Source organism: Paraburkholderia sp. HC6.4b (assembly GCF_014200875.1).
In the GTDB taxonomy this organism is placed as follows: Bacteria; Pseudomonadota; Gammaproteobacteria; order Burkholderiales; family Burkholderiaceae; genus Paraburkholderia; species Paraburkholderia tuberum.
This window is the reverse complement of the sequence record NZ_JACHDC010000001.1, coordinates 141,004-162,518: the sequence shown is the minus strand read 5'-3', so window position 1 is coordinate 162,518 and position 21,515 is coordinate 141,004. Positions and strand designations below refer to the sequence as shown.

Sequence of the window (21,515 nt, the reverse complement as noted above, 5' to 3'; positions counted from 1 at the left end):
AATCTCACATTGCGATCGCGCGCAGTAGTTCGGTCTCGACCTGAATTTGCAGGCGGTTGTCCGACAGGCTGTGTCCTTCGAGCAGAAACACGTCCTCGACGCGTTCGCCGAGCGTATTGATCCGCGCCGAGGCGACGCCGACCCGGTGCTCAGCCAGCACGCGCGCGATCGAATAAAGAAGGCCCGGCCGGTCGTTCGCCGACACGGACAGGATGTAGTATTGGCCGCGCTCATCGGCCCGCAGGTCGACGCGCGGCGTAATGGGGAAGGTGCGCGACAGCCGTGACAGCCGGCCCTTCGACGGTCCCGGCAGCAAGGTGCCGTGGCCCCCGAGGCGCGCGGTCAGCTCCTGCTCGACCAGATTGGCGATGTCGCGATAGTGCACGTCCTCTTCGGTGTGCGCGACGAGGAAGTTGTCGAGCGCGTAGCCGTGGCGCGTCGTGCTGACGCGCGCATCGAGCACCGACAGGCCGTTGCGGTCGAAATACGCGCAGATGCCCGCGAACAGATCGGGCTGGTCCTTCACGTAGACGAGCACCTGCAGCGCCTCGCCGATCGGCGACGGCCGCGCGCGTACGAGCGGCGTCGGCGTTTCGACGTGGCGGTACAGCACGCGCGTCTGCCACGCGATGTCCGCCGCGTCGTGACGCAGGAAATAGCCGACGTCCAGCTTGTCCCACAGCGCCCGTTGCGCGCCTTCCGGCACGGTTTCGAGACGCAGCAGCGCGAGCGCCTCTTCCTGGCGCGACTTCAGCTCGGAATGCGCGTCCGGCTGGGCACCGCCAAGCACGGCGAGCGTGGTCCGGTAGAGGTCTTCGAGCAGCTTGCCTTTCCACGTGTTCCAGACCTTCGGGCTGGTGCCGCGGATGTCGGCGACGGTCAGCAGATAGAGCGCGGTCAGGCGGCGCTCGGTGCCGACCAGCTCGGCGAAGCGCTTGATCACTTCAGGGTCGCTCGTGTCCTGCTTCTGCGCGACCTGGCTCATCGTCAGATGCTGCTGCACGAGCCACACGACCAGCTCGCCATCCTCGCCTTCGATGCCGTGCTGGCGGCAGAAGCGCCGTGCGTCGGCCATGCCCAGCGTGGAATGATCGCCGCCGCGGCCCTTCGCGATGTCATGAAACAGCGCGGCCACGTACAGCACCCACGGCCGGTCGAAGTTGACGATCAACTGGCTGCAGAACGGGTATTCGTGCGCATGCTCGGCGACCGCGAAGCGGCGCAGATTGCGCAGCACCATCAGGATGTGCTGATCGACCGTGAACACGTGGTACAGGTCGTGCTGCATCTGCCCGACGATGCGCCGGAAATTCAGCAGATAACGCCCGAGCACGCTCGTCTGGTTCATCAACCGGAACGCATGCGTGATACCGGCCGGCTGCTTCAGGATTTCCATGAAGAGCCGGCGATTTTCCGGATCGCGCCGCCAGTGCTGGTCCATCACGTCGCGGGCGTTGTAGATCGCGCGCAGCGTGCGCGCCGACAGTCCCTTCACGCCGGGGGTGCGCTCGTATAGCAGGAACGCCTCGAGGATCGCATTCGGCTCGCGCTGGAACACGTCGTCGGAGGCGATTTCGAGCATGCCCTGCTTTTCGACGAAGCGATCCGACAGCACGCGCGTGATGCCGCTCGTGCTCGGAAACAGCTGCGCCTCGATGTTCTGGATCAGGATCGTCGCGAGTTGCGTGACCGCTTTCGCGGCCCAGTAGTAGCGGCGCATCAGCTGCTCGCTCGCGCGCTTGGTCGCGGTCGGCTTGAGGCCGAAGCTTTCCGCGACCGGCGTCTGCAGGTCGAACACCAGGATGTCCTGGCGGCGCCCGGCGATCACGTGCAGCCGCGCACGCAGCGACTTCAGGAAGCCTTCGTTGTGGCGCAGCTCGCGCGCCTCGCGCTCGGTGATGAGTCCGCGTGCTTCGAGTTCGCGCCAGCTGCTGCCGAAGCCGGCCGCCTGTGTGATCCACAGGATCAGCTGCAGGTCGCGCAGCCCGCCCGGGCTTTCCTTGATGTTCGGCTCGAGCGCGTAGGGCGTGTCCTGAAACTTCGCGTGACGCTGGCGCATTTCGAGCACCTTCGCCTGGAAGAACGCCTTCGGGTCGAGCGCCGCACGGTAGCGCCGGGCGAAATCGTCGAACAGTGCGGTGCTGCCGGTGATGCGGCGCGCTTCCAGCAGCGAGGTACGCACCGTGACGTCGTTGGCCGCTTCCTCGATGCATTGCGACACGCTGCGCACGCTGCTGCCGAGTTCCAGCCCGAGATCCCACGCGAGACTGATGAAGCGCTCGATGCGCGCGTCCAGATGCTCGAGCCGCGCGTCGGGCAACAGCACCAGGATGTCGATGTCGGAGTGCGGCGCGAGTTCGCCGCGCCCATAGCCGCCAACCGCGACCAGCGCGAGGTCGTCGGGCAGCTCGCAGGTGTCCCAGGCGGCGCGCAGCGAATGGTCCGTGGCGCGCGCGAGGGCGGCCATCAACGCGTCGACGTTGGTGGACGTTCGGAAGCGTTCCAGCAACTGGGCTTTGGCCACTTTGTAGTCCGCCTTGAGCGACGAGGCATGGGAGGGGGCGACGGCTGGAACGCTACTCATTGGCAGGAAGGCGGTGTGGTCGGAATCGGTCAGGCCGTGGCCGCGACCACGGGCGGACGCGCCGGCGTGCCGGCCGACACGGTCAGCACGTCGTGGCCGGTCTCGGTGACGAGCACCGTGTGCTCCCACTGCGCGGACAGGCTGCGGTCCTTGGTCTTGACGGTCCACTGGTCGGGCATCGTGCGGATGTCACGGCGGCCGGCGTTGATCATCGGCTCGATCGTGAAGATCATACCGGCCTGCAGTTCGAACCCGGTGCCGGGGCGACCGTAGTGCAGGATCTGCGGATCTTCGTGGAATACGGTGCCGATGCCGTGTCCGCAATATTCGCGCACCACGCTGTAGCCGAGGCCTTCGGCGTGCTTCTGGATCGCATAGCCGATGTCGCCGAGATGCGCGCCGGGTCGCACCTGGTCGATGCCGAGCCACATGCATTCGAAAGTGGCTTGCACGAGGCGCTTTGCCATGATCGACCCTTCGCCGACGATGAACATGCGGCTCGTGTCGCCGAAATAGCCGTCCTTGATCACGGTGATGTCGATGTTCAGCGCGTCGCCGGTTTTGAGTGCCTTGTCGCCCGGAATGCCGTGGCAGATCACGTCGTTGACGGAAATGCAGGTGGCTTTCGGGTAGGGCGGGTAGCCGGGCGGCTGGTAATTCAGCGGCGCGGGGACCGTGCCCTGGTCCTTCAGCATGTATTCGTGACACAGACGGTCGAGCTCGCCAGTGGTGACGCCGGCCTTGACGAACGGCGTGATGTAGTCGAGCACTTCGCTCGCGAGCCGGCAGGCGACGCGCATCTTCGCGATATCGTCTTCGTTTTTGATGGTGATAGCCATGGTTTCCTCGGAAGCCTTGCTGGATAAGGCTTGCTGGGTGTTGCGGTGGCCGGGCGGAGGGGCGTCTGCCGGGCACGGAATGCCGGTCGATCCTTAATGCCCCCCGCGCGTGGCGGAATCGAGCCATTTTACAGCAGTGGGGGGCGGGTCGTTGCGCTGGATCGGGTGGCAATGGGCGAAAAGCGCCAGAATCGGCAAATTGGCGGCCCAAAGGACGCCAGGCCGGGCTTCGGGCCCGGCGGCGCGGTCCTGTGCGTAGGACCATCGGCCGGTGGTCGGGCCGGTTGAGTCAGTCGGTCGTCGCGTGCTATACTCTTTGGCTAAGTCGGTCCTAGTCCGCTTTCATTCGCGAGTCCGCAAATTCGCGCATGGCAGCTGGGCGGAGCGGCTTCTCGCGGCACTCCGGTTGTTGGGTGTCGTGAGTGAGAGAAAGTCGTGTCAGGCAACCAATTCGCAAGCCGGCGCACCCAGGGTGTCGTCGCGTTCCAGCCAAGGTAGAGGCGGGCGCGGCCGATACGGCAGCCGGTTTAAGACCCAACCCTCGTGGAGAATTTCATGGCAGTTACGATGCGTCAAATGCTGGAAGCAGGTGTCCACTTCGGTCACCAGACCCGCTTCTGGAACCCGAAGATGGCCCCCTTCATTTTCGGTCATCGCAACAAGATTCACATCATCAACCTCGAAAAGACGCTGCCGATGTACAACGACGCGCTGAAGTACGCGCGTCAGCTGGCATCGAACCGCGGCACGATCCTGTTCGTCGGTACGAAGCGTCAATCGCGTGACACGATCGCCCAGGAAGCGCAGCGCGCTGGTATGCCGTTCGTGAACGCGCGCTGGCTCGGCGGCATGCTGACCAACTTCAAGACGCTGAAGGTTTCGATCAAGCGCCTGAAGGACATGGAAGCGGCGCTGGAAGCCGGTGAAACCGAGCGCATGAGCAAGAAGGAAGCGCTTCTGTTCGAACGTGAAATGGCCAAGCTGCAGAAGTCGATCGGCGGCGTGAAGGACATGGGCGGCATTCCGGACGCGATCTTCGTGGTTGACGTCGGCTACCACAAGATTGCCGTGACCGAAGCAAACAAGCTCGGCATTCCGGTCATCGCCGTGGTCGATACGAACCACTCGCCGGAAGGTGTGGACTACGTGATCCCGGGTAACGACGACGCCAGCAAGGCCGTCGCCCTGTACGCGGCTGGCGTGGCCGATGCGATCCTCGAAGGCCGTGCCAACGCGGTCAACGAAGTGGTCCAGGCTGCGCGTGGCGGCGACGGCGACGAGTTCGTCGAGGTCAACCCGGAAGCGTAAGGCTGCCCAGTGTCCGGCATAAAAGGGGGCTTTCTACAGGCCCCCTTTTTTTAAGTCGCGATGTCTATGACAGTTGTTGTAACGGGCATCTGGCAGAGTGCTCGAGGCGACGCGGGCGCGTCGCTCGCAAAAAATGCGCGAAAACGCTGAAACGAATTCCTGCCGCCGGCATCGAAATGCGGGCGGCGTGTGACAGACAGAACTCAAGGAGCAAATGATGGCGGCAATTACCGCAAGCATGGTTGCAGAACTGCGCGCGAAGACCGACGCGCCGATGATGGAATGCAAGAAGGCGCTGACGGAAGCCGACGGCGATCTGGCGCGCGCTGAAGAACTGCTGCGCGTGAAGCTCGGCAACAAGGCGAGCAAGGCGGCATCGCGCGTGACGGCCGAAGGCGTCGTCGCATCGTTCATCAACGGCAACGCTGGTTCGCTCGTCGAGCTGAACTGCGAAACCGACTTCGTCTCGAAGAACGACGACTTCCTCGCGTTCTCGAAGAAGATCGCCGAACTCGTCGCGACGCAAAACCCGGCTGACGTCGCGGCGCTGTCAGCCCTGCCGCTCGACGGCCAAACCGTCGACGCAGTGCGCCTCGCGCTGGTCGGCAAGATCGGCGAAAACCTGTCGATCCGCCGTTTCGTGCGCTTCGACACCGCGAACAAGCTGGCGGCGTACCTGCACGGCACGCGCATCGGCGTGCTGGTCGAGTACACCGGCGCGGACGAACAGGTCGGCAAGGACGTGGCGATGCACATCGCTGCGATGAAGCCGGTCTCGCTGTCGTCGGACGACGTGCCGGCGGACCTGATCGCCAAGGAACGCAGCATCGCTGAACAGAAGGCCGCCGAATCGGGCAAGCCGGCTGAAATCGTTGCCAAGATGGTCGACGGCACCGTGCAGAAGTACCTGAAGGAAGTGTCGCTGCTGAACCAGACGTTCGTGAAGAACGACAAGCAGACGATCGAGCAGATGCTGAAGGCGGGCAACTCGAGCGTGCAGAAGTTCGCGCTGTTCGTGGTCGGCGAAGGCATCGAGAAGAAGCAGGACGACTTCGCAGCGGAAGTGGCCGCCCAGGTCGCAGCTGCAAAGCAACAATAAGCGTTACCCAAGCTTCACCGCCGTACCGTTTGGACCCGCGGCGAGGCAAGACCTCGCCGCGGTCGGCGGCGCCGCAAGGCCGCGCACGAGTTGACCCTCGCCGCGCGGCCGCCGCTGGCGAACCTCAGGGTTCGCCAATTTGGCGGTGCTTGCCCGAATCAGCATTTCACCCCTACATTAGTCCCTTGTTGTTGCCCTGTTCTGCGCGATCTGGATACCCCTATGCCCACTGCCTATAAACGCGTCCTGCTCAAACTCTCCGGTGAAGCTCTGATGGGCGACGATGCCTTCGGCATCAATCGCGGAACCATCGAACGAATGGTGGCGGACGTGGCCGAAGTGGTCCGTCTCGGAACGCAACTGGCCGTGGTGATTGGCGGCGGCAATATTTTTCGCGGCGTCGCGGGCGGTGCGGCGGGTATGGACCGCGCAACGGCGGACTACATGGGTATGCTCGCCACGATGATGAACGCGCTGGCGCTGCAGGACGCGATGCGTCACGCCGGCATCGAGGCGCGCGTGCAATCGGCGCTGCGCATGGACCAGGTCGTCGAGCCGTACATCCGGCCCCGCGCGATCCGCCAGCTCGAGGAAGGCAAGGTCGTGATCTTCGCGGCCGGCACCGGCAACCCGTTCTTCACGACCGACACGGCCGCTGCATTGCGCGGCGCGGAAATCGGCGCGGAAGTGGTGCTGAAGGCGACCAAGGTGGACGGCGTCTATTCGGCCGATCCGAAGAAGGATTCGAGCGCGACCCGCTACAGCACGATCAGCTTCGATGAGGCAATCGGCCGCAATCTGCAGGTGATGGACGCGACGGCTTTCGCTCTGTGCCGCGACCAGAAGCTGCCGATCCGCGTGTTTTCGATCGTCAAACCCGGTGCGCTCAAGCGCATCGTGCTAGGTGAGGACGAGGGCACCCTCGTCCACGTGTAAACTTCGTTTACATTACGTGGGCTTTGACGCGAGCCCGGGCCGCCGCATCGCGCGTGCCGGGCGGCTCGCACCGTTTTGAAGGTTCGGAGGTTTAAAAATGTCTGTGGCTGATATCAGGAAGGGCGCTGAACAGAAGATGCAGCGCTCCATCGACGCGTTCAGGAACGACCTGTCGAAGATCCGCACGGGCCGTGCGCACACGGGCCTGCTCGATCATATCCAGTGCGACTACTATGGCTCGCCGGTGCCGATTTCGCAGGTCGCGAACCTGACGCTGATCGACGCGCGCACGATCGGCGTGCAGCCGTGGGAAAAGAAGATGGTCCAGGTCGTCGAAAAGGCGATCCGCGAGTCGGATCTCGGTCTGAACCCAGCTACCCATGGCGATGTGATCCGCGTACCGATGCCAGCGTTGACCGAAGAGCGTCGCCGCGAGCTGACCAAGGTCGTTCGCAGCGAAGCCGAAACGGCCAAGGTGGCCGTGCGCAACCTGCGCCGCGACGCCAACGAGCAACTGAAGAAGCTCGTCAAGGACAAGGAAATCTCGGAAGACGACGAGCGTCGTGCCGGTGACGACGTCCAGAAGCTGACGGACAAGTTCGTCGCCGAAATCGACAAGCTCGTCACAACGAAAGAAGCCGAGATCATGACGGTCTGACGCCGTTCGGCTCAGCACCTTCTGATTTCCACTTCTTTACTGGCATTACTGTCCCGACGGCCATGACCTATACCAGCTCAACCGTGCGCGTGCCTGAAGTCGCCGCGGTGCCGCGACATATCGCGATCATCATGGATGGCAACGGCCGTTGGGCCACGCAGCGGCGTCTGCCCCGCGTGGCGGGCCATACGCGCGGCGTCGACGCGGTGCGGGCGGCCGTCGAGGCGTGCGCGCGGCGGGGCGTCGAATATCTGACGCTGTTCGCGTTCAGCTCGGAGAACTGGCGCCGTCCGAACGAAGAGGTATCGTTCCTGATGCGCCTGTTCGTCACCGCGCTCGAGCGCGAGATCGGCAAGCTGCACGCGAACGGGATCCGTTTGCGCGTGGTCGGCGATCTCGAGCGTTTCGACGACAAGATCCGCGATCTGATCAAGCGCGCGGAAACCAAGACCGCGCGCAATACCCGTCTCACGCTGACCATCGCCGCGAACTACGGCGGGCGCTGGGACATCATGCAGGCCACCCGCAAGCTCGTCGAGCAAGCGGCGGCGGGCAGGCCGGTCGAGGTCAACGAGGACGCGTTCGCCGAGCACCTGTCGATGGCCTACGCACCCGAGCCGGACCTGTTCATCCGCACCGGCGGCGAGCGCCGCGTCAGCAACTTCCTGCTGTGGCAGCTTGCCTACACCGAGTTCTATTTCACCGACACGTTCTGGCCGGATTTCGACGCCGACGCGCTCGGTCACGCCATCGCTTCGTACACGGAGCGGGAACGCCGCTTCGGCCGCACCAGTGCTCAGCTCGAGCCGCAATCGCAGAACGTCGATTCGCTTCCATGCTAAAAACCCGTGTCATCACGGCGATCGTGTTGCTGGCAGTGTTCCTGCCTGTCACGCTGTTCGCGCCTGTCGGCGCATTCGGCGCGCTGATCGCTTTCGTCGTCGTGTTCGCAGCGTGGGAGTGGGCGCGCCTGCTGAAGCTCGGTGGCGCGGGTCCGGTGCTGTACGCGCTCGTCGCGGCACTCGGACTCGTCACCAGTACGCGGGTGGGCATCGGCACCGAGCCTGCGCGGCCGTTCTTCCAGGCGGCGGCGATTTTCTGGGTGATCGCCGGTCCATTCGTGCTGCTGCGCAAGCCCGTGCTCGCGCAGGGCGCGTGGCGCGCGTTTCTGTTTCTTGCCGGAATCGTCGGTTTCATCGCGTGCTGGCATGCTCTCGTCGCCGCGCGCATGCAGGGTGTGCCGTTCGTGCTGTCGCTGCTGCTATTGGTATGGCTCGCCGATATCGGCGCATACTTCTCCGGGAAGGCATTTGGCAAGCACAAGCTGGCGCCAGCGATCAGTCCGGGTAAAACCTGGGAGGGGGCGATCGGCGGCTGGCTGCTGGTCATGATCGTCGCGGCCGCGGCGATCTTTTTGCACGCGTTCGAGCCGACCCTGTATTCTGCGCTGCTGGCGCAACTGGGTGCGCTGCGCACGGTGCTCGCGCTGACCCTGCTGGTGGTTTTCAGCGTGGTCGGTGATCTGTTCGAATCGCTGATGAAACGTCAGGCCGGCGTCAAAGACTCGAGCGGCCTGTTGCCGGGGCACGGCGGCGTGCTCGATCGCATCGACGCGTTGTTGCCGGTGCTGCCGCTCGCCATGCTGCTGCTCGGCTAGAGAAAGAGATATGCAAAAACGTCTGACATTGCTCGGTTCTACGGGCTCGATTGGAGACAGTACGCTCGACGTGGTCGCGCGTCATCCCGAGCGGTTTTCGATTTACGCGCTGAGCGCGCATCGCAACGGCGACAAGCTCGTCGGGCAATGCCTGCGGTTCGCGCCCGAAGTGGCGGTGGTCGGCGACGCCGACACGGCCGCGAAGGTCGCCGCGAAGCTGCGCGAAGCGGGCAGCAAGACCGAGGTCACGTACGGGCCGCAGGCGCTCGTCGACGTCGCGAAGAGCGAGGGCTGCGACACGGTGGTCGCGGCGATCGTCGGCGCGGCCGGTCTCGCGCCGAGCCTTGCCGCGGCGCGCGCCGGCAAGCGCATCCTGCTCGCGAACAAGGAAGCGCTGGTGATGTCCGGCGCGATCTTCATGGACGCGGTGCGCGACCACGGCGCGGTGCTGCTGCCGGTCGACAGCGAACACAACGCGATTTTCCAATGCCTGCCGCGTGAAGCGTCGCTGCATGGCGGCGTTTCAAAGATCATCCTGACCGCATCGGGCGGCCCGTTCCGCACGCGCGAACCGGCCACGCTCGTCGACGTGACGCCTGATGAAGCCTGCAAGCATCCGAACTGGGTGATGGGCCGCAAGATCTCGGTCGACTCGGCCACGATGATGAACAAGGGCCTCGAAGTGATCGAGGCGCACTGGCTGTTCAACCTGCCCGGCGAGCGCATCGAGGTGCTGATCCATCCGCAGAGCGTGATTCATTCGCTGGTGTCGTACGCGGACGGTTCGGTGCTCGCGCAGCTCGGCAACCCCGACATGCGCACGCCGATCGCGCACGCGCTCGCGTTTCCGGATCGCGTCGATTCCGGAGTCGCGCAGCTCGATCTCGCGGAGATCGCGTCGCTGTCGTTCGAAAAACCCGACTACGCGCGCTTCCCGTGCCTCGCGCTCGCCATGAAGGCGCTTGCGGAAGGCGGCGTCGCGAGCGCGGCGTTGAACGCCGCGAACGAGATCGCGGTGGAGGCATTTCTCGCTCGCCGCATCGGCTTCATGGCGATTGCCGAGGCGGTCGACTCGGTGCTGAACGCGTTGCCGAACCGCAGCGCGCACGCGCTCGACGACGTCATCGAAGCGGACGCCGCCGCGCGCCGAGCTGCTACCGAATTCATCGCGCGTCTGCCTGACGGCGCCCGTCGCACGGAACGCGCCGTCCAGTGAGGCGTTTATGAATCTGCTGATCGAACTGCTCGCTTTCGCGGTTGCGATTGGCGTACTCGTGGTAGTCCACGAGTACGGGCACTACAGCGTCGCGCGTCTGTGCGGCGTGAAGGTGCTGCGCTTCTCGATCGGCTTCGGCAAGCCGCTCGTTCAGTGGGTCAGTCCGAAGACGGGCACCGAGTGGACGATTGCCGCGCTGCCGCTCGGCGGCTACGTGAAGATGCTCGACGAGCGCGAGACCGGCCCCGGTTCGATTCCCGAAGCGGATCTGCCGCATGCGTTCAACCGCCAGTCGGTGTGGCGGCGCTTCGCGATCGTCGTGGCCGGTCCGGTCGCGAATTTCCTGCTCGCGATCGTGCTGTTCGCGCTCGTGTTCGCAACTGGCGTGACCGAACCGGCCGCCGTGATCGCGACACCCGCGCCGAACACGCCGGCCGCGCTGGCGGGCTTCGAAGGCGGCGAGACCATCGTCGGTGTGCGCACCGGCCATAGCGATGAGACCGAGCCGGTGCGGTCGTGGTCGGATCTGCGCTGGAAGCTGCTCGGCGCCGCGTTCGATCAGCAGCGCATCGTGCTCAGTGCAAAAGACGCGCACGGCACGTCCGATTTTCCGATGGACCTGCGCGGCCTCGGCGAGAAAGACGTCGACGACGATCTGATGTCGCGCCTCGGCTTCGAGCCCGGCGGCGGCAAGCTGACGGTGGCGGGCGTGCAGGCGGGCAGCGCCGCGCAAAAGGCGGGGCTCGTCGCCGGCGACCGGCTGCGCGCGATCAACGGCACGCCGACCGATAATGCCTCGGCCTTCATCGCTTTTGTAAAATCGCACGCCGGCGTGCCGGTCACGCTGCGGGTGGAGCGCGGGGGCCGTGGCGGTCATGCGGCGGGCGCGCTCGAAGAAATCACCATCGTGCCGCAACTGCAGCGCGATGCGGCGAGCGGGCAGCAGATCGGCCGCATCGGCGCGGAGCTGGCGACCCAGGTGCCGTCGATCGACGTGCGCTACGGGCCGCTCGAGAGCCTCCACCTCGGCGCGCGCCGTACCTGGGATCTCGCGGTGTACTCGGTCAGGATGTTCGGCCGGATGATCGTCGGCGAGGCGTCGCTGAAGAATCTGTCCGGTCCGGTGACGATCGCCGACTACGCGGGAAAGAGCGCACGTCTGGGTCCTGCCGCGTTTCTGTCGTTCCTGGCCCTTGTCAGCATTAGCCTCGGCGTGCTGAACCTGCTACCAATTCCGGTATTGGATGGGGGTCATCTGTTATATTATTTGGTTGAAGCTGTGACCGGTAAAGTTGTCTCCGATCGCTGGCAACTCGTTTTTCAGAGGGCGGGGCTTGCCTGCATCGTCGCGTTGTCGGCGATTGCGCTGTTCAACGATCTGGCTCGTTTAATCCATTTTTAAAGTGTCCGGCGGCGTTCACGAGGGCGGCCGCCAGGCCTGATGCAGCTATACATACTGGGGAAGCACGTTGTTCAAACCTCATCGCTTTGGTCCAAAGACGGTTGTAGCCGCGGCGTTCGCCGCGCATGGGCTGGTTGCTCACGCAACGACGCCCTTCGTGGTGCAAGACATTCGCATTGAGGGATTGCAACGCGTCGAACCGGGCACGGTGTTCGCGTACCTGCCCATCAAGCAAGGCGATACCTTTTCCGACGACAAGGCGTCCGAAGCGATTCGCGCGCTGTACGCGACGGGCTTCTTCAACGACGTCAAGATCGCGACCGAAGGCAACGTGGTGATCGTGCAGGTGCAAGAGCGCCCGGCCATCGGCACGATCGACTTCGCCGGTATCCACGAGTTCGACAAGGACAATCTGATCAAGGCGCTGCGCGCGGTCGGGCTGTCGCAAGGTCGCTACTACGACAAGGCCCTCGTCGACAAGGCCGAGCAGGAACTGAAGCGCCAGTATCTGACGCGCGGTTTTTACGCGGCTGAAGTCACCACGACGATCACGCCGATCGACCGCAACCGCGTCGGCATCCTGTTCTCGGTGGCCGAAGGTCCGAGCGCGAAGATCCGTCAGATCAACTTCATCGGCAACAAGACATTCAGCACCGGCACGTTGCGCGACGAAATGCAGCTGTCCACGCCGAACTGGTTCTCGTGGTACACGAAGAACGACCTGTACGCGAAAGACAAGCTCACCGGCGACCTCGAGAACGTCCGCTCGTACTACCTGAACCGCGGCTATCTCGAGTTCAGCATCGAATCGACCCAGGTGTCGATTTCGCCGGACAAGAAGGACATGTACCTGACGGTCACGCTGCATGAAGGTCAGCCGTACACGATTTCGAACATCCGCCTCGCCGGCAATCTGCTCGACCGCGAAGCGGAACTGAAGAAGCTGATCAAGATCAAGCCGGGCGACCGCTTCTCGGCCGAAAAGCTGCAGGCCACCACGAAGGCGATCGTCGACAAGCTCGGCGAGTACGGCTACGCGTTCGCGACCGTCAATGCACAGCCGCAGATCGACCAGAACAACCACACCGTCGACCTGACGCTTCAGGTCGACCCGAGCCGTCGCGTGTACGTGCGGCGCATCAACGTGGTCGGCAACACGCGCACGCGCGACGAAGTGGTGCGCCGCGAGATGCGCCAGCTCGAAAGCTCGTGGTTCGATTCGAACCGCCTCGCGCTGTCGAAGGACCGTATCAACCGTCTCGGCTACTTCACCGACGTCGACGTGACCACGGTGCCGGTCGAAGGCACGCCCGACCAGGTCGACATCGACGTGAAGGTCGCCGAAAAGCCGACCGGCGCGATCACGCTTGGCGCGGGCTTCTCATCGACGGACAAGGTGGTGCTGTCGGCGGGTATCTCGCAGGACAACGTGTTCGGCTCCGGCACGAGCCTCTCGGTGAACATCAATACCGCGAAGACGTACCGTACGCTGACGGTCACGCAGGTCGACCCGTACTTCACCGTGGACGGCATCAAGCGGATCACCGACGTCTACTACCGCACGTACCAGCCGCTGTACTATTCGACCGATTCGAGCTTCAAGATCGTCACGATTGGCGGTGACCTGAAGTTCGGCATTCCGTTCTCCGAAGTCGACACGGTGTTTTTCGGCGTCGGTTTCGAGCAGAACCAGCTCGACATCGACTCGAATACGCCGCAAAGCTATATCGACTACGTGAACCAGTTCGGCCGCGTGTCGAACAACGTACCGCTGACGGTCGGTTGGTCGCGCGACGCGCGTGACAGCGCGCTGGTGCCGAGCCGCGGCTACTTCACGCAGGCGAACGCCGAGTACGGCACGCCGATCGGGGGCACGCAGTACTACAAGGCCGACATCAACGCGCAGTACTATTACTCGTTCGCGCGTGGCTTCGTGCTGGGCTTCAACTTCCAGGGCGGCTACGGTAACGGCCTCGGCGGCAAGCCTTATCCGATCTTCAAGAACTACTTCGCCGGCGGTATCGGTTCGGTGCGCGGCTACGAGCCGAGCTCGCTCGGTCCGCGAGACGCGAAGACCAACGACCCGATCGGCGGCTCGAAGCTGCTCGTCGGCAATATCGAGCTCACGTTCCCGCTGCCGGGCACGGGCTACGATCGCACGCTGCGTGTGTTCACGTTCCTCGACGCCGGTAACGTGTGGGGAACGGAAGGTAACAGCATCGGCGCAAATGGCCTGCGTTACGGCTACGGTGTGGGTCTCGCGTGGATCTCGCCGATCGGCCCGCTCAAGTTGAGCCTTGGCTTCCCGCTCACGAAGCACACTGGCGACCAGTACCAGAAGTTCCAGTTCCAGATCGGGACGGCGTTCTGATCGGGCGGCGGGTGTTCCCGGCGGCCGGCGTTGCCGGCGGCCGGCTGCGGCGGCGGACCCGGCCAAACTACAGTATCGAGAGGATGACTTTGCTAACCGGTATGTTTTCGAAACGTGTAGCGTGCGCATTGGCGCTGGCAATGACCCTCGGGGTCGGCATGGCGCACGCGCAGGAGGCGAGGATCGCCGCGGTGAATTCCGACCGCATCCTGCGCGAATCGGCGGCGGCGAAAGCCGCGCAGCTGAAGCTCGAGGCCGAATTCGCGAAGCGGGACAAGGATCTCGCCGACATGGCGCAAAAGCTCAAGTCGATGTCCGATGCACTCGACAAGAATGGCGCGACAATGTCGGCGACCGATCGCGCGCAAAAGCAGCGCGACCTGTCGCAGCTCGACTCGGACTTCCAACGCAAGCAGCGTGAGTTCCGCGAAGACCTGAACCAGCGCCGCAACGAGGAACTCGCGGCGGTGCTCGATCGCGCGAACAAGGTCATCAAGCAGATCGCCGAAACGCAGCACTACGATCTGATCGTCCAGGAAGCGGTGTACGTGAGCCCGCGCATCGATATCACCGACCAGGTGCTGAAGGCACTTGCGGCATCGGGCAACTGAGGGCAACTAAGGGCAATGAGGGCGACTGAGGGCGACTGAGGGCGGCGCACGGTCGCCCCGCACGCCTCGGCGCGCGCCCTCGCAATGATTTGAATGGGACCAGAGTAAGCGCTAAAGCGCCAACTCTGGTCGACATTGGAGACAGGATAGGCATGGCATTTACGCTCGAGGACATCGTCCAGCGGTTCGGCGGTGAAGTAGTCGGTAACGGGGCGCAGCGCGTGAGCAGTCTTGCGCCGCTCGACCAGGCCGGCCCGGACCAGTTGGCGTTCCTCGCCAATCCGAAGTATCTGTCGCAGGTCGAAACGACCCGCGCCGGCGCAGTGCTGATCAATGCCGGCGACCTTGCGAAGCTCGCCTCGCGCGAAGCTCGAAACTTCATCGTCACGCCGAATCCCTACGCTTACTTTGCGCGCATCGCGCAAACCTTCATCGACCTGGCCGCGCCGAGGGCGGTCCCCGGCGTGCATCCGAGCGCAACCATCGATCCTTCCGCCCAGGTCGCCGCGAGCGCGGTGATCGGTCCGCGTGTCACCGTGGAAGCGGGCGCAGTGATCGGCGAGCACGCGCGGCTCGACGCCAACGTCGTAATCGGCCGCGGCACCCGCGTCGGGGCGAACTCACATCTGTATCCGAACGTGACCGTGTACCACGGCTGCAAGCTCGGCGAGCGCGTGATCGTCCACGCGGGCGCGGTGATCGGCTCGGACGGCTTCGGCTTCGCGCCCGACTTCGTCGGCGAGGGCGACGCACGCACCGGCAGTTGGGTCAAGATTCCCCAGGTCGGCGGCGTGTCGATCGCGAACGACGTCGAAATCGGCGCGAACACCACGATCGACCGCGGCGCGATGGCCGACACGATCATCGAGGAGTGCGTGAAGATCGACAACCTCGTGCAGATCGGCCACAACTGCAAGGTCGGCGCCTACACGGTGATCGCGGGCTGCGCGGGCATCGCGGGCAGCACGACCATCGGCCGTCATTGCATGATCGGCGGCGCGGTCGGCATTGCCGGACACGTGACGCTCGCCGATTACGTGATCGTCACCGCAAAGTCGGGCGTGTCGAAGTCGCTGCTGAAGCCCGGCATGTACACGAGCGCGTTCCCGGCCGTGAACCACGCGGACTGGAACAAAAGCGCCGCGCTGCTGCGCAATATCGACAAGCTTCGCGATCGCATCAAAGCGCTGGAGAACGCCACCGTCGACAAAGCCGGCAATGCCACTGACGGCGCCGCAGGTCAACCCGCAGGCAACAAGATCTGACAGTTATCCCGGCGACCCATCGGCACCGCGTAAAATACTGGTCGAGCATCGTGAAGCAAAGCCGGTGGCCGTGACCGGGTGGCACGACCACCGGTCATCAGAGGCGCCGGTCGTGCGCGTTTTCAACCCACCTGCACCAGCATCCGCAGTCATCGTCGCGCAGTCAATGCGTGAGCAGAAACACCATGAGCACCGAAAAAATCAATCTCGACATTCATAAGATTCTCACGCTGCTGCCGCATCGTTATCCGATCCTGCTGGTCGACCGGGTGCTCGAACTCGAACCGCACAAGAGCATCAAAGCGTTGAAGAACGTGTCGATCAATGAGCCGTATTTCCAGGGACATTTCCCGACGCGGCCGGTGATGCCAGGCGTGCTGATCCTCGAAGCCCTCGCGCAGACCGCGGCGCTGCTGACGTTCTCGGAAGAGCCGAGCGATCCGTCGAACACGCTGTACCTGTTCGTCGGCATCGACAACGCGCGCTTCAAGCGCGTGGTGGAACCGGGCGATCAGCTGATCCTGAACTGCACGTTCGAGCGTCACATGCGCGGCATCTGGAAGTTCAAGGCGCGCGCCGAAGTGGATGGCGTCGTCGCGGCGGAAGCCGATCTGATGTGCGCGGTGCGCCACACGGACAAAGACGCGTAAAAGCCCGCGTCGGGGCAGGTCGCGGCGCGGCAAGGCACGCGCGCGGCGGCCCTGACGGCAAGGCCATCCACACAACGCAACAGAATCAGAAGCGAGGACGCATGAGCAGGATCCATCCCACCGCGATCATCGAAGCGGGCGCGCAGCTGGACGAATCCGTCGAAGTCGGGCCCTATGCGGTGATCGGCGCACACGTGACGATCGGTGCGCGCAGCACGGTCGGCTCGCACAGCGTGATCGAAGGCTATACCACGCTCGGCGAAGACAACCGCATCGGCCATTACGCATCGGTCGGCGGGCGTCCGCAGGACATGAAGTACCAGGACGAGCCGACCAGGCTCGTGATCGGCAACCGCAACATGATCCGCGAGTTCACGACGATCCACACCGGCACGGTGCAGGACGCGGGCGTCACCACGCTCGGCGACGACAACTGGATCATGGCCTACGTGCACATCGGTCACGACTGCCACGTCGGCAACAACGTGATCCTGTCGAGCAACGCGCAGATGGCCGGTCACGTGACGATCGGCGACTACGCGATCATCGGCGGCATGTCGGGCGTGCATCAGTTCGTGCGCATCGGTGCGCATTCGATGCTCGGCGGCGCCTCGGCGCTCGTGCAGGACGTGCCGCCGTACGTGATCGCCGCGGGCAACAAGGCCGAGCCGCACGGCATCAACGTCGAAGGGCTGCGTCGCCGCGGCTTCTCGGCCGACGCGATCTCGGTGCTGCGCACCGCGTATCGCGTGCTGTACAAGAACGGCCTGTCGCTCGAAGAAGCGAAGGTGCAACTGAAGGAACTCGGTTCGGCCGGCGGTGACGGCGACGCCCCGGTGCAGACGCTGCTCGCGTTCGTCGAAGCGTCGCAGCGCGGCATCATCCGCTAACCGATGACGTTGCAACCCAGTCCGCTGCGCGTCGCGATGGTGGCCGGCGAGCCGTCCGGCGACCTGCTCGCCGCGTCGCTGCTCGACGGCCTCGCCAGCCGGTTGCCGGCCGCCACGCAGTACTACGGCATCGGCGGTCCGCGCATGATCGCCGCGGGCTTCGACGCCCACTGGCCGATGGAAAGGCTGACGGTGCGCGGCTATGTCGAAGCACTGCGGCATATTCCTGAAATCCTCGGTATCCGCAACGAGCTCAAGCGTCAGCTGCTCGCCGAACCGCCGTCCGTGTTCGTCGGCGTCGACGCGCCCGACTTCAATTTCGGGCTCGAGCACGCACTGCGCGACGCCGGCATTCCGACCGTGCACTTCGTCTGCCCGTCCATCTGGGCGTGGCGTGGCGGGCGCATCAAGAAGATCGCCAAGGCCGTCGATCACATGCTGTGCGTGTTCCCGTTCGAAACCGCGCTGCTCGAAAAGGCGGGTGTCGCGGCGTCGTACGTCGGGCATCCGCTGGCCGATCAGATCCCGCTCGAACCCGACACCCTCGGTGCGCGCCGCGCACTCGGTCTCGCGGAAAGCGGGCCGGTGATCGCGGTGCTGCCGGGTAGCCGGCGCTCCGAGATCGACCTGATCGGCCCGACGTTCTTCGCGGCGATGGAGATGATGCAGCACCAGGAGCCCAGCGTGCGCTTCGTGATGCCGGCGGCGACGCCCGCGTTGCGCGCGTTGCTGCAGCCGCTCGTCGATGCGCATCCGGGCCTCGCGCTGACCATCACCGAAGGCCAGTCGCAACTCGCGATGACCGCCGCCGACGCGATTCTCGTAAAGAGCGGCACCGTCACGCTCGAAGCCGCGCTGCTGAAAAAGCCGATGGTGATTTCGTACAAGGTGCCCTGGCTGACCGGGCAGATCATGCGCCGCCAGGGCTATCTGCCGTACGTCGGCCTGCCGAACATCCTGGCCGGGCGTTTCGTGGTGCCGGAGATCCTGCAGCACTTCGCGACGCCGCAGGCGCTCGCCGAGGCGACGCTGAAGCAGTTGCGCGACGAGGCGAACCGGCGCACGCTGAAGGAAATCTTCACGGAGATGCATCACGTGCTGAAGCAGAACACCGCGCAGCGCGCGGCCGAAGTCGTGGCGAGCGTCGTCGAGCAGCGGGCGGGGCGGCCATGACCGCCGCGGGCGCGCCTCGCCGGAAGATCGCGGCCACCGTTCGGGTAGTGGCGCAAGCCGGCCTGAACTTCGAGAGCGCCGACGACATCGTCTGCGGCGTCGACGAAGCAGGGCGCGGACCGCTGGCCGGTCCGGTCGTCGCGGCGGCGGTGATTTTCGATCCCGCCAAACCGATGATCCGTGGCCTCGACGATTCGAAGGTGCTGAGCGCACTCAAGCGTGAAGCGCTGTACGACAAGATCGTCGAGCGTGCGCTCGCGTACTGCGTCGCGTCGGCGACGGTCGAGGAAATCGATTCGCTGAACATCCTGCACGCCACCATGCTCGCGATGAAGCGCGCGGTCGAGGGCCTGTCGGTCGTGCCGACGCTCGTGAAGATCGACGGCAACCGTTGCCCGACGCTCAGCATCCGTAGCGAGGCGGTGATTGGCGGCGACGCGCTCGTGAAGAGCATCTCGGCGGCGTCGATTCTCGCGAAGGTCACGCGCGACCGCATGCTGGTCGAACTGCACCAGGCGTATCCGATGTACGGCTTCGACGCGCATGCCGGTTATGGCACGCCGCAGCATCTCGCGGCGCTGCGCGAGCATGGGCCGTGCGAGCATCATCGGCGCTCGTTCGCGCCGGTGCGCGAAGCGCATTTGAGGTTCGGCACTGGCGTGCCGTTGCCGTCGGCGGACGCCGTCATCGTGGCCGACGCGCTGCTGCTCGACGACGACGCGTTCGGCGAAGCCGGCTTCGCGTGACCGACCCCATCAGCGCGGCTCGAGCGCGCTGCGCGCTTGCGTGCCGTTGATTGCCGCTGATTCCTTTTCCCTTCTCACCGCCTTCGCTGCCTGTGAAAGCCATCACCTCGCGGGACAATCCGCTCTACAAGCGCCTGAAGGCACTGGCCGGCTCGACGCATCAACAGCGCCGCAGCGGCCACGCGCTGCTCGAGGGCTTCCATCTCGCGAGCACGTATCTCGACGTCGCAGGTCAGCCGGAGCTATGCGTCGTCACCGACGGCGCGTTGGGTCACGACGAAGCGCAGGCGATCGTGTCACGGATCGACGAGCATCGGCTCGTGACGCTGCCGGATGCGTTGTTCGGACAGTTGTCGAATGTCGTGCATGGGGTCGGGATTCTGCTGCTCGTCGAGAAGCTCGACGCACCGCTGCCCGAGCGCGTCGAGCAAAACTGTCTCGTGCTCGACGGCGTGCAGGACGCGGGCAACGTCGGCTCGATTCTGCGCAGCGCAGCGGCTGCGGGTATCGAGCACGTGTTCTGCGCGCCGGGCACCGCATACGCGTGGTCGTCGAAGGTGCTGCGTTCCGGGATGGGCGCGCACTTCCTGTTGCAGATTCATGAGGATGTCGAAGCGCGTGCCCTGATCGAACGGCTCGCGGTACCGATCGTCATCACCGATTCGCATGGTGCCGAAGCGATCTATGACAGCGACCTGAGCAGGCCGCTCGCGTGGGTGTTCGGCAACGAAGGGGCGGGCGTGTCGCAGGCGTGGCGCGATGCCGTGTCGTTGCGGGTGACGATTCCGCAGCCCGGCGGTATGGAGTCGCTGAACGTGGCGGCCGCGGCGGCGGTCTGCGTGTTCGAGCAGTGCCGGCAGCAGCGCGGGCGCAAAAAGTAGACTTAAGTGGCGTTGCGAGGGCTCTGGCCCGGCAACGCAACGCCTGCTCGGCCATCTCTCAATACGACGGCCGATCCAGCTTGATCTCCTGCAGGATCGTCGTCGCGATTTCCTCGATCGACTTGTGCGTCGACGACAGCCACTTGATCCCCTCGCGCCGCATCATCGTTTCGGCTTCGTTGATCTCATAGCGACAGTTTTCCGGCGCCGCATACTTGCTGCCCGGCCGCCGCTCGTTACGGATCTCCGACAGCCGCTGCGGATCGATCGACAACCCGAACATCTTCTGTCGATGCTCGCGTAGCGGCGTCGGCAGTTTGCCGCGTTCGAAATCTTCGGGAATCAGCGGATAGTTCGCCGCTTTCACGCCGTACTGCATCGCCAGGTAAAGGCTCGTCGGCGTCTTGCCGCTGCGCGACACGCCGACGAGGATCACGTCGGCGTCTGCGAGATTGCGATTCGATTGACCGTCGTCGTGCGCGAGCGAGAAATTGATCGCCTCGATCCGGTTCTTGTACTCCTCGGTGTCCGCGTTCTGGTGGCCGCGCCCCATCGCGTGGCTCGACTTCAGTTCCAGTTCCTGCTCGAGCGGCTCGACGAAGGTCTGGAACATGTCGAGCACGAGCGCGTTCGAACCCTTCACGATCTGATTCGACGAGCTATCGACCAGCGTGGTGAACACGATCGGTCGACGGCCGTCCTGCACGACCGCTTCGTTGATCTTTTCGAGCGTTGCGTAGGCCTTCTCGGTCGAGTCGACGAATGGCACGCGGACCAGGCGGAATTTCTGGTCGAACTGGGAGAGGATCGAATGCGCGAAGGTTTCGGCAGTAATCCCGGTACCGTCTGAGACGATGAATACGGTGGGCGGCATCAGAGGAGCTGTGAACGTGAAAGGCAAATGAGCCGGAAAGCGCGAGCGCGACAACGCGCTCGAATCAAACCGCCCGGCGGCGGGCGCGCCACGCTCGTGTCCCGCGCGGGCGGTCCCGCAAAAGCCCGCTGGATCGGTCGGCGCGCGACTCGAGGCGCAATTCTCGACCGACTGCCACATTTCAGGAGTCGGCACGGTAGAATAGCGGCAACCTGTTGGATAAGCAATTGCAGGCGATTGGCCGCTAACTTGCCGCGAACGGTCGTTCAACGTCACGTTATCTAATGTCAATATGCGTTGAACGCAACAGATCGAGCGGTAAGTCCGCTCAACCGCGTTCTTCGGTGCTCCGCCT

General features: G+C 64.5%; 19 protein-coding genes. 16 read left to right on the top strand and 3 right to left on the bottom strand.

Annotated elements, in window-relative coordinates; translation table 11 throughout:
* Window positions 1-4: 4 nt before the first annotated feature.
* Together HDG34_RS00700 and map are read right to left on the bottom strand one after the other, a co-directional pair.
* Window positions 5-2,584: a [protein-PII] uridylyltransferase gene (locus tag HDG34_RS00700; protein WP_184056905.1), complete on the bottom strand. Its 2,580-nt coding sequence runs from the start codon at window positions 2,582-2,584 to the stop codon at window positions 5-7.
* A 29-nt stretch (window positions 2,585-2,613) separates the two neighbouring features.
* The gene (gene map, locus HDG34_RS00695; protein ID WP_184056903.1) at window positions 2,614-3,423 is read right to left on the bottom strand and encodes a type I methionyl aminopeptidase; all 810 of its coding nucleotides are present in this window, start codon (window positions 3,421-3,423) and stop codon (window positions 2,614-2,616) included.
* Between the two features lie 555 nt (window positions 3,424-3,978).
* On the opposite strand from map, the gene rpsB reads away from it, so the two are divergent.
* From rpsB to HDG34_RS00615, 16 genes are all read left to right on the top strand, one after another.
* Entirely contained in the window at window positions 3,979-4,731 is a 753-nt protein-coding gene (rpsB, locus tag HDG34_RS00690) for a 30S ribosomal protein S2 (protein ID WP_013089705.1), read from the top strand.
* Between the two features lie 217 nt (window positions 4,732-4,948).
* Entirely contained in the window at window positions 4,949-5,830 is an 882-nt protein-coding gene (tsf, locus tag HDG34_RS00685; protein ID WP_090800589.1) for a translation elongation factor Ts, read from the top strand.
* Window positions 5,831-6,052: 222 nt separating this feature from the next.
* Window positions 6,053-6,766, top strand: a complete 714-nt coding sequence (pyrH, locus tag HDG34_RS00680; RefSeq protein WP_090800588.1) for a UMP kinase — start codon at window positions 6,053-6,055, stop codon at window positions 6,764-6,766.
* A 97-nt stretch (window positions 6,767-6,863) separates the two neighbouring features.
* Window positions 6,864-7,424: a ribosome recycling factor gene (frr, locus tag HDG34_RS00675; RefSeq protein ID WP_090800586.1), complete on the top strand. Its 561-nt coding sequence runs from the start codon at window positions 6,864-6,866 to the stop codon at window positions 7,422-7,424.
* A gap of 62 nt (window positions 7,425-7,486) precedes the next feature.
* Window positions 7,487-8,266 (top strand): polyprenyl diphosphate synthase, encoded by a 780-nt coding sequence (gene uppS / locus HDG34_RS00670; protein WP_184049130.1) that lies wholly within the window; start codon window positions 7,487-7,489, stop codon window positions 8,264-8,266.
* The gene (locus tag HDG34_RS00665) at window positions 8,260-9,081 is read left to right on the top strand and encodes a phosphatidate cytidylyltransferase (protein ID WP_184056901.1); all 822 of its coding nucleotides are present in this window, start codon (window positions 8,260-8,262) and stop codon (window positions 9,079-9,081) included. The genes uppS and HDG34_RS00665 overlap by 7 nt, the downstream gene beginning before the upstream one ends.
* A gap of 10 nt (window positions 9,082-9,091) precedes the next feature.
* Window positions 9,092-10,297 (top strand): 1-deoxy-D-xylulose-5-phosphate reductoisomerase, encoded by a 1,206-nt coding sequence (locus tag HDG34_RS00660; RefSeq protein WP_184056899.1) that lies wholly within the window; start codon window positions 9,092-9,094, stop codon window positions 10,295-10,297.
* A 7-nt stretch (window positions 10,298-10,304) separates the two neighbouring features.
* A complete protein-coding gene (gene rseP, locus HDG34_RS00655) occupies window positions 10,305-11,699 on the top strand; it encodes an RIP metalloprotease RseP (protein ID WP_184056897.1) in 1,395 nt (464 codons plus the stop codon).
* Window positions 11,700-11,766: 67 nt separating this feature from the next.
* The gene (gene bamA / locus HDG34_RS00650; protein ID WP_184056894.1) at window positions 11,767-14,070 is read left to right on the top strand and encodes an outer membrane protein assembly factor BamA; all 2,304 of its coding nucleotides are present in this window, start codon (window positions 11,767-11,769) and stop codon (window positions 14,068-14,070) included.
* 89 nt (window positions 14,071-14,159) lie between these two features.
* Entirely contained in the window at window positions 14,160-14,681 is a 522-nt protein-coding gene (locus HDG34_RS00645) for an OmpH family outer membrane protein (RefSeq protein ID WP_026225318.1), read from the top strand.
* Window positions 14,682-14,833: 152 nt separating this feature from the next.
* Window positions 14,834-15,946 carry a UDP-3-O-(3-hydroxymyristoyl)glucosamine N-acyltransferase gene (lpxD, locus tag HDG34_RS00640; RefSeq protein ID WP_090800579.1) on the top strand — a complete coding sequence of 371 codons (1,113 nt, stop codon included), beginning with the start codon at window positions 14,834-14,836 and terminating at the stop codon, window positions 15,944-15,946.
* A 185-nt stretch (window positions 15,947-16,131) separates the two neighbouring features.
* The gene (fabZ, locus tag HDG34_RS00635) at window positions 16,132-16,596 is read left to right on the top strand and encodes a 3-hydroxyacyl-ACP dehydratase FabZ (protein WP_006048683.1); all 465 of its coding nucleotides are present in this window, start codon (window positions 16,132-16,134) and stop codon (window positions 16,594-16,596) included.
* Window positions 16,597-16,697: 101 nt separating this feature from the next.
* A complete protein-coding gene (gene lpxA / locus HDG34_RS00630; protein WP_184056892.1) occupies window positions 16,698-17,486 on the top strand; it encodes an acyl-ACP--UDP-N-acetylglucosamine O-acyltransferase in 789 nt (262 codons plus the stop codon).
* Between the two features lie 3 nt (window positions 17,487-17,489).
* On the top strand, window positions 17,490-18,659 hold the full coding sequence (gene lpxB / locus HDG34_RS00625; protein WP_184056890.1) for a lipid-A-disaccharide synthase: 1,170 nt from the start codon (window positions 17,490-17,492) through the stop codon (window positions 18,657-18,659).
* Window positions 18,656-19,405 carry a ribonuclease HII gene (rnhB, locus tag HDG34_RS00620; protein ID WP_090800573.1) on the top strand — a complete coding sequence of 250 codons (750 nt, stop codon included), beginning with the start codon at window positions 18,656-18,658 and terminating at the stop codon, window positions 19,403-19,405. Before lpxB ends, rnhB begins: the two co-directional genes overlap by 4 nt.
* A gap of 92 nt (window positions 19,406-19,497) precedes the next feature.
* Window positions 19,498-20,286 carry an RNA methyltransferase gene (locus HDG34_RS00615; RefSeq protein ID WP_184056888.1) on the top strand — a complete coding sequence of 263 codons (789 nt, stop codon included), beginning with the start codon at window positions 19,498-19,500 and terminating at the stop codon, window positions 20,284-20,286.
* A gap of 58 nt (window positions 20,287-20,344) precedes the next feature.
* Here the strand turns inward: HDG34_RS00615 and HDG34_RS00610 are convergent, their stop codons facing one another.
* A complete protein-coding gene (locus HDG34_RS00610; RefSeq protein ID WP_090800570.1) occupies window positions 20,345-21,160 on the bottom strand; it encodes a pyruvate, water dikinase regulatory protein in 816 nt (271 codons plus the stop codon).
* Between the last annotated feature and the right edge of the window lie 355 nt (window positions 21,161-21,515).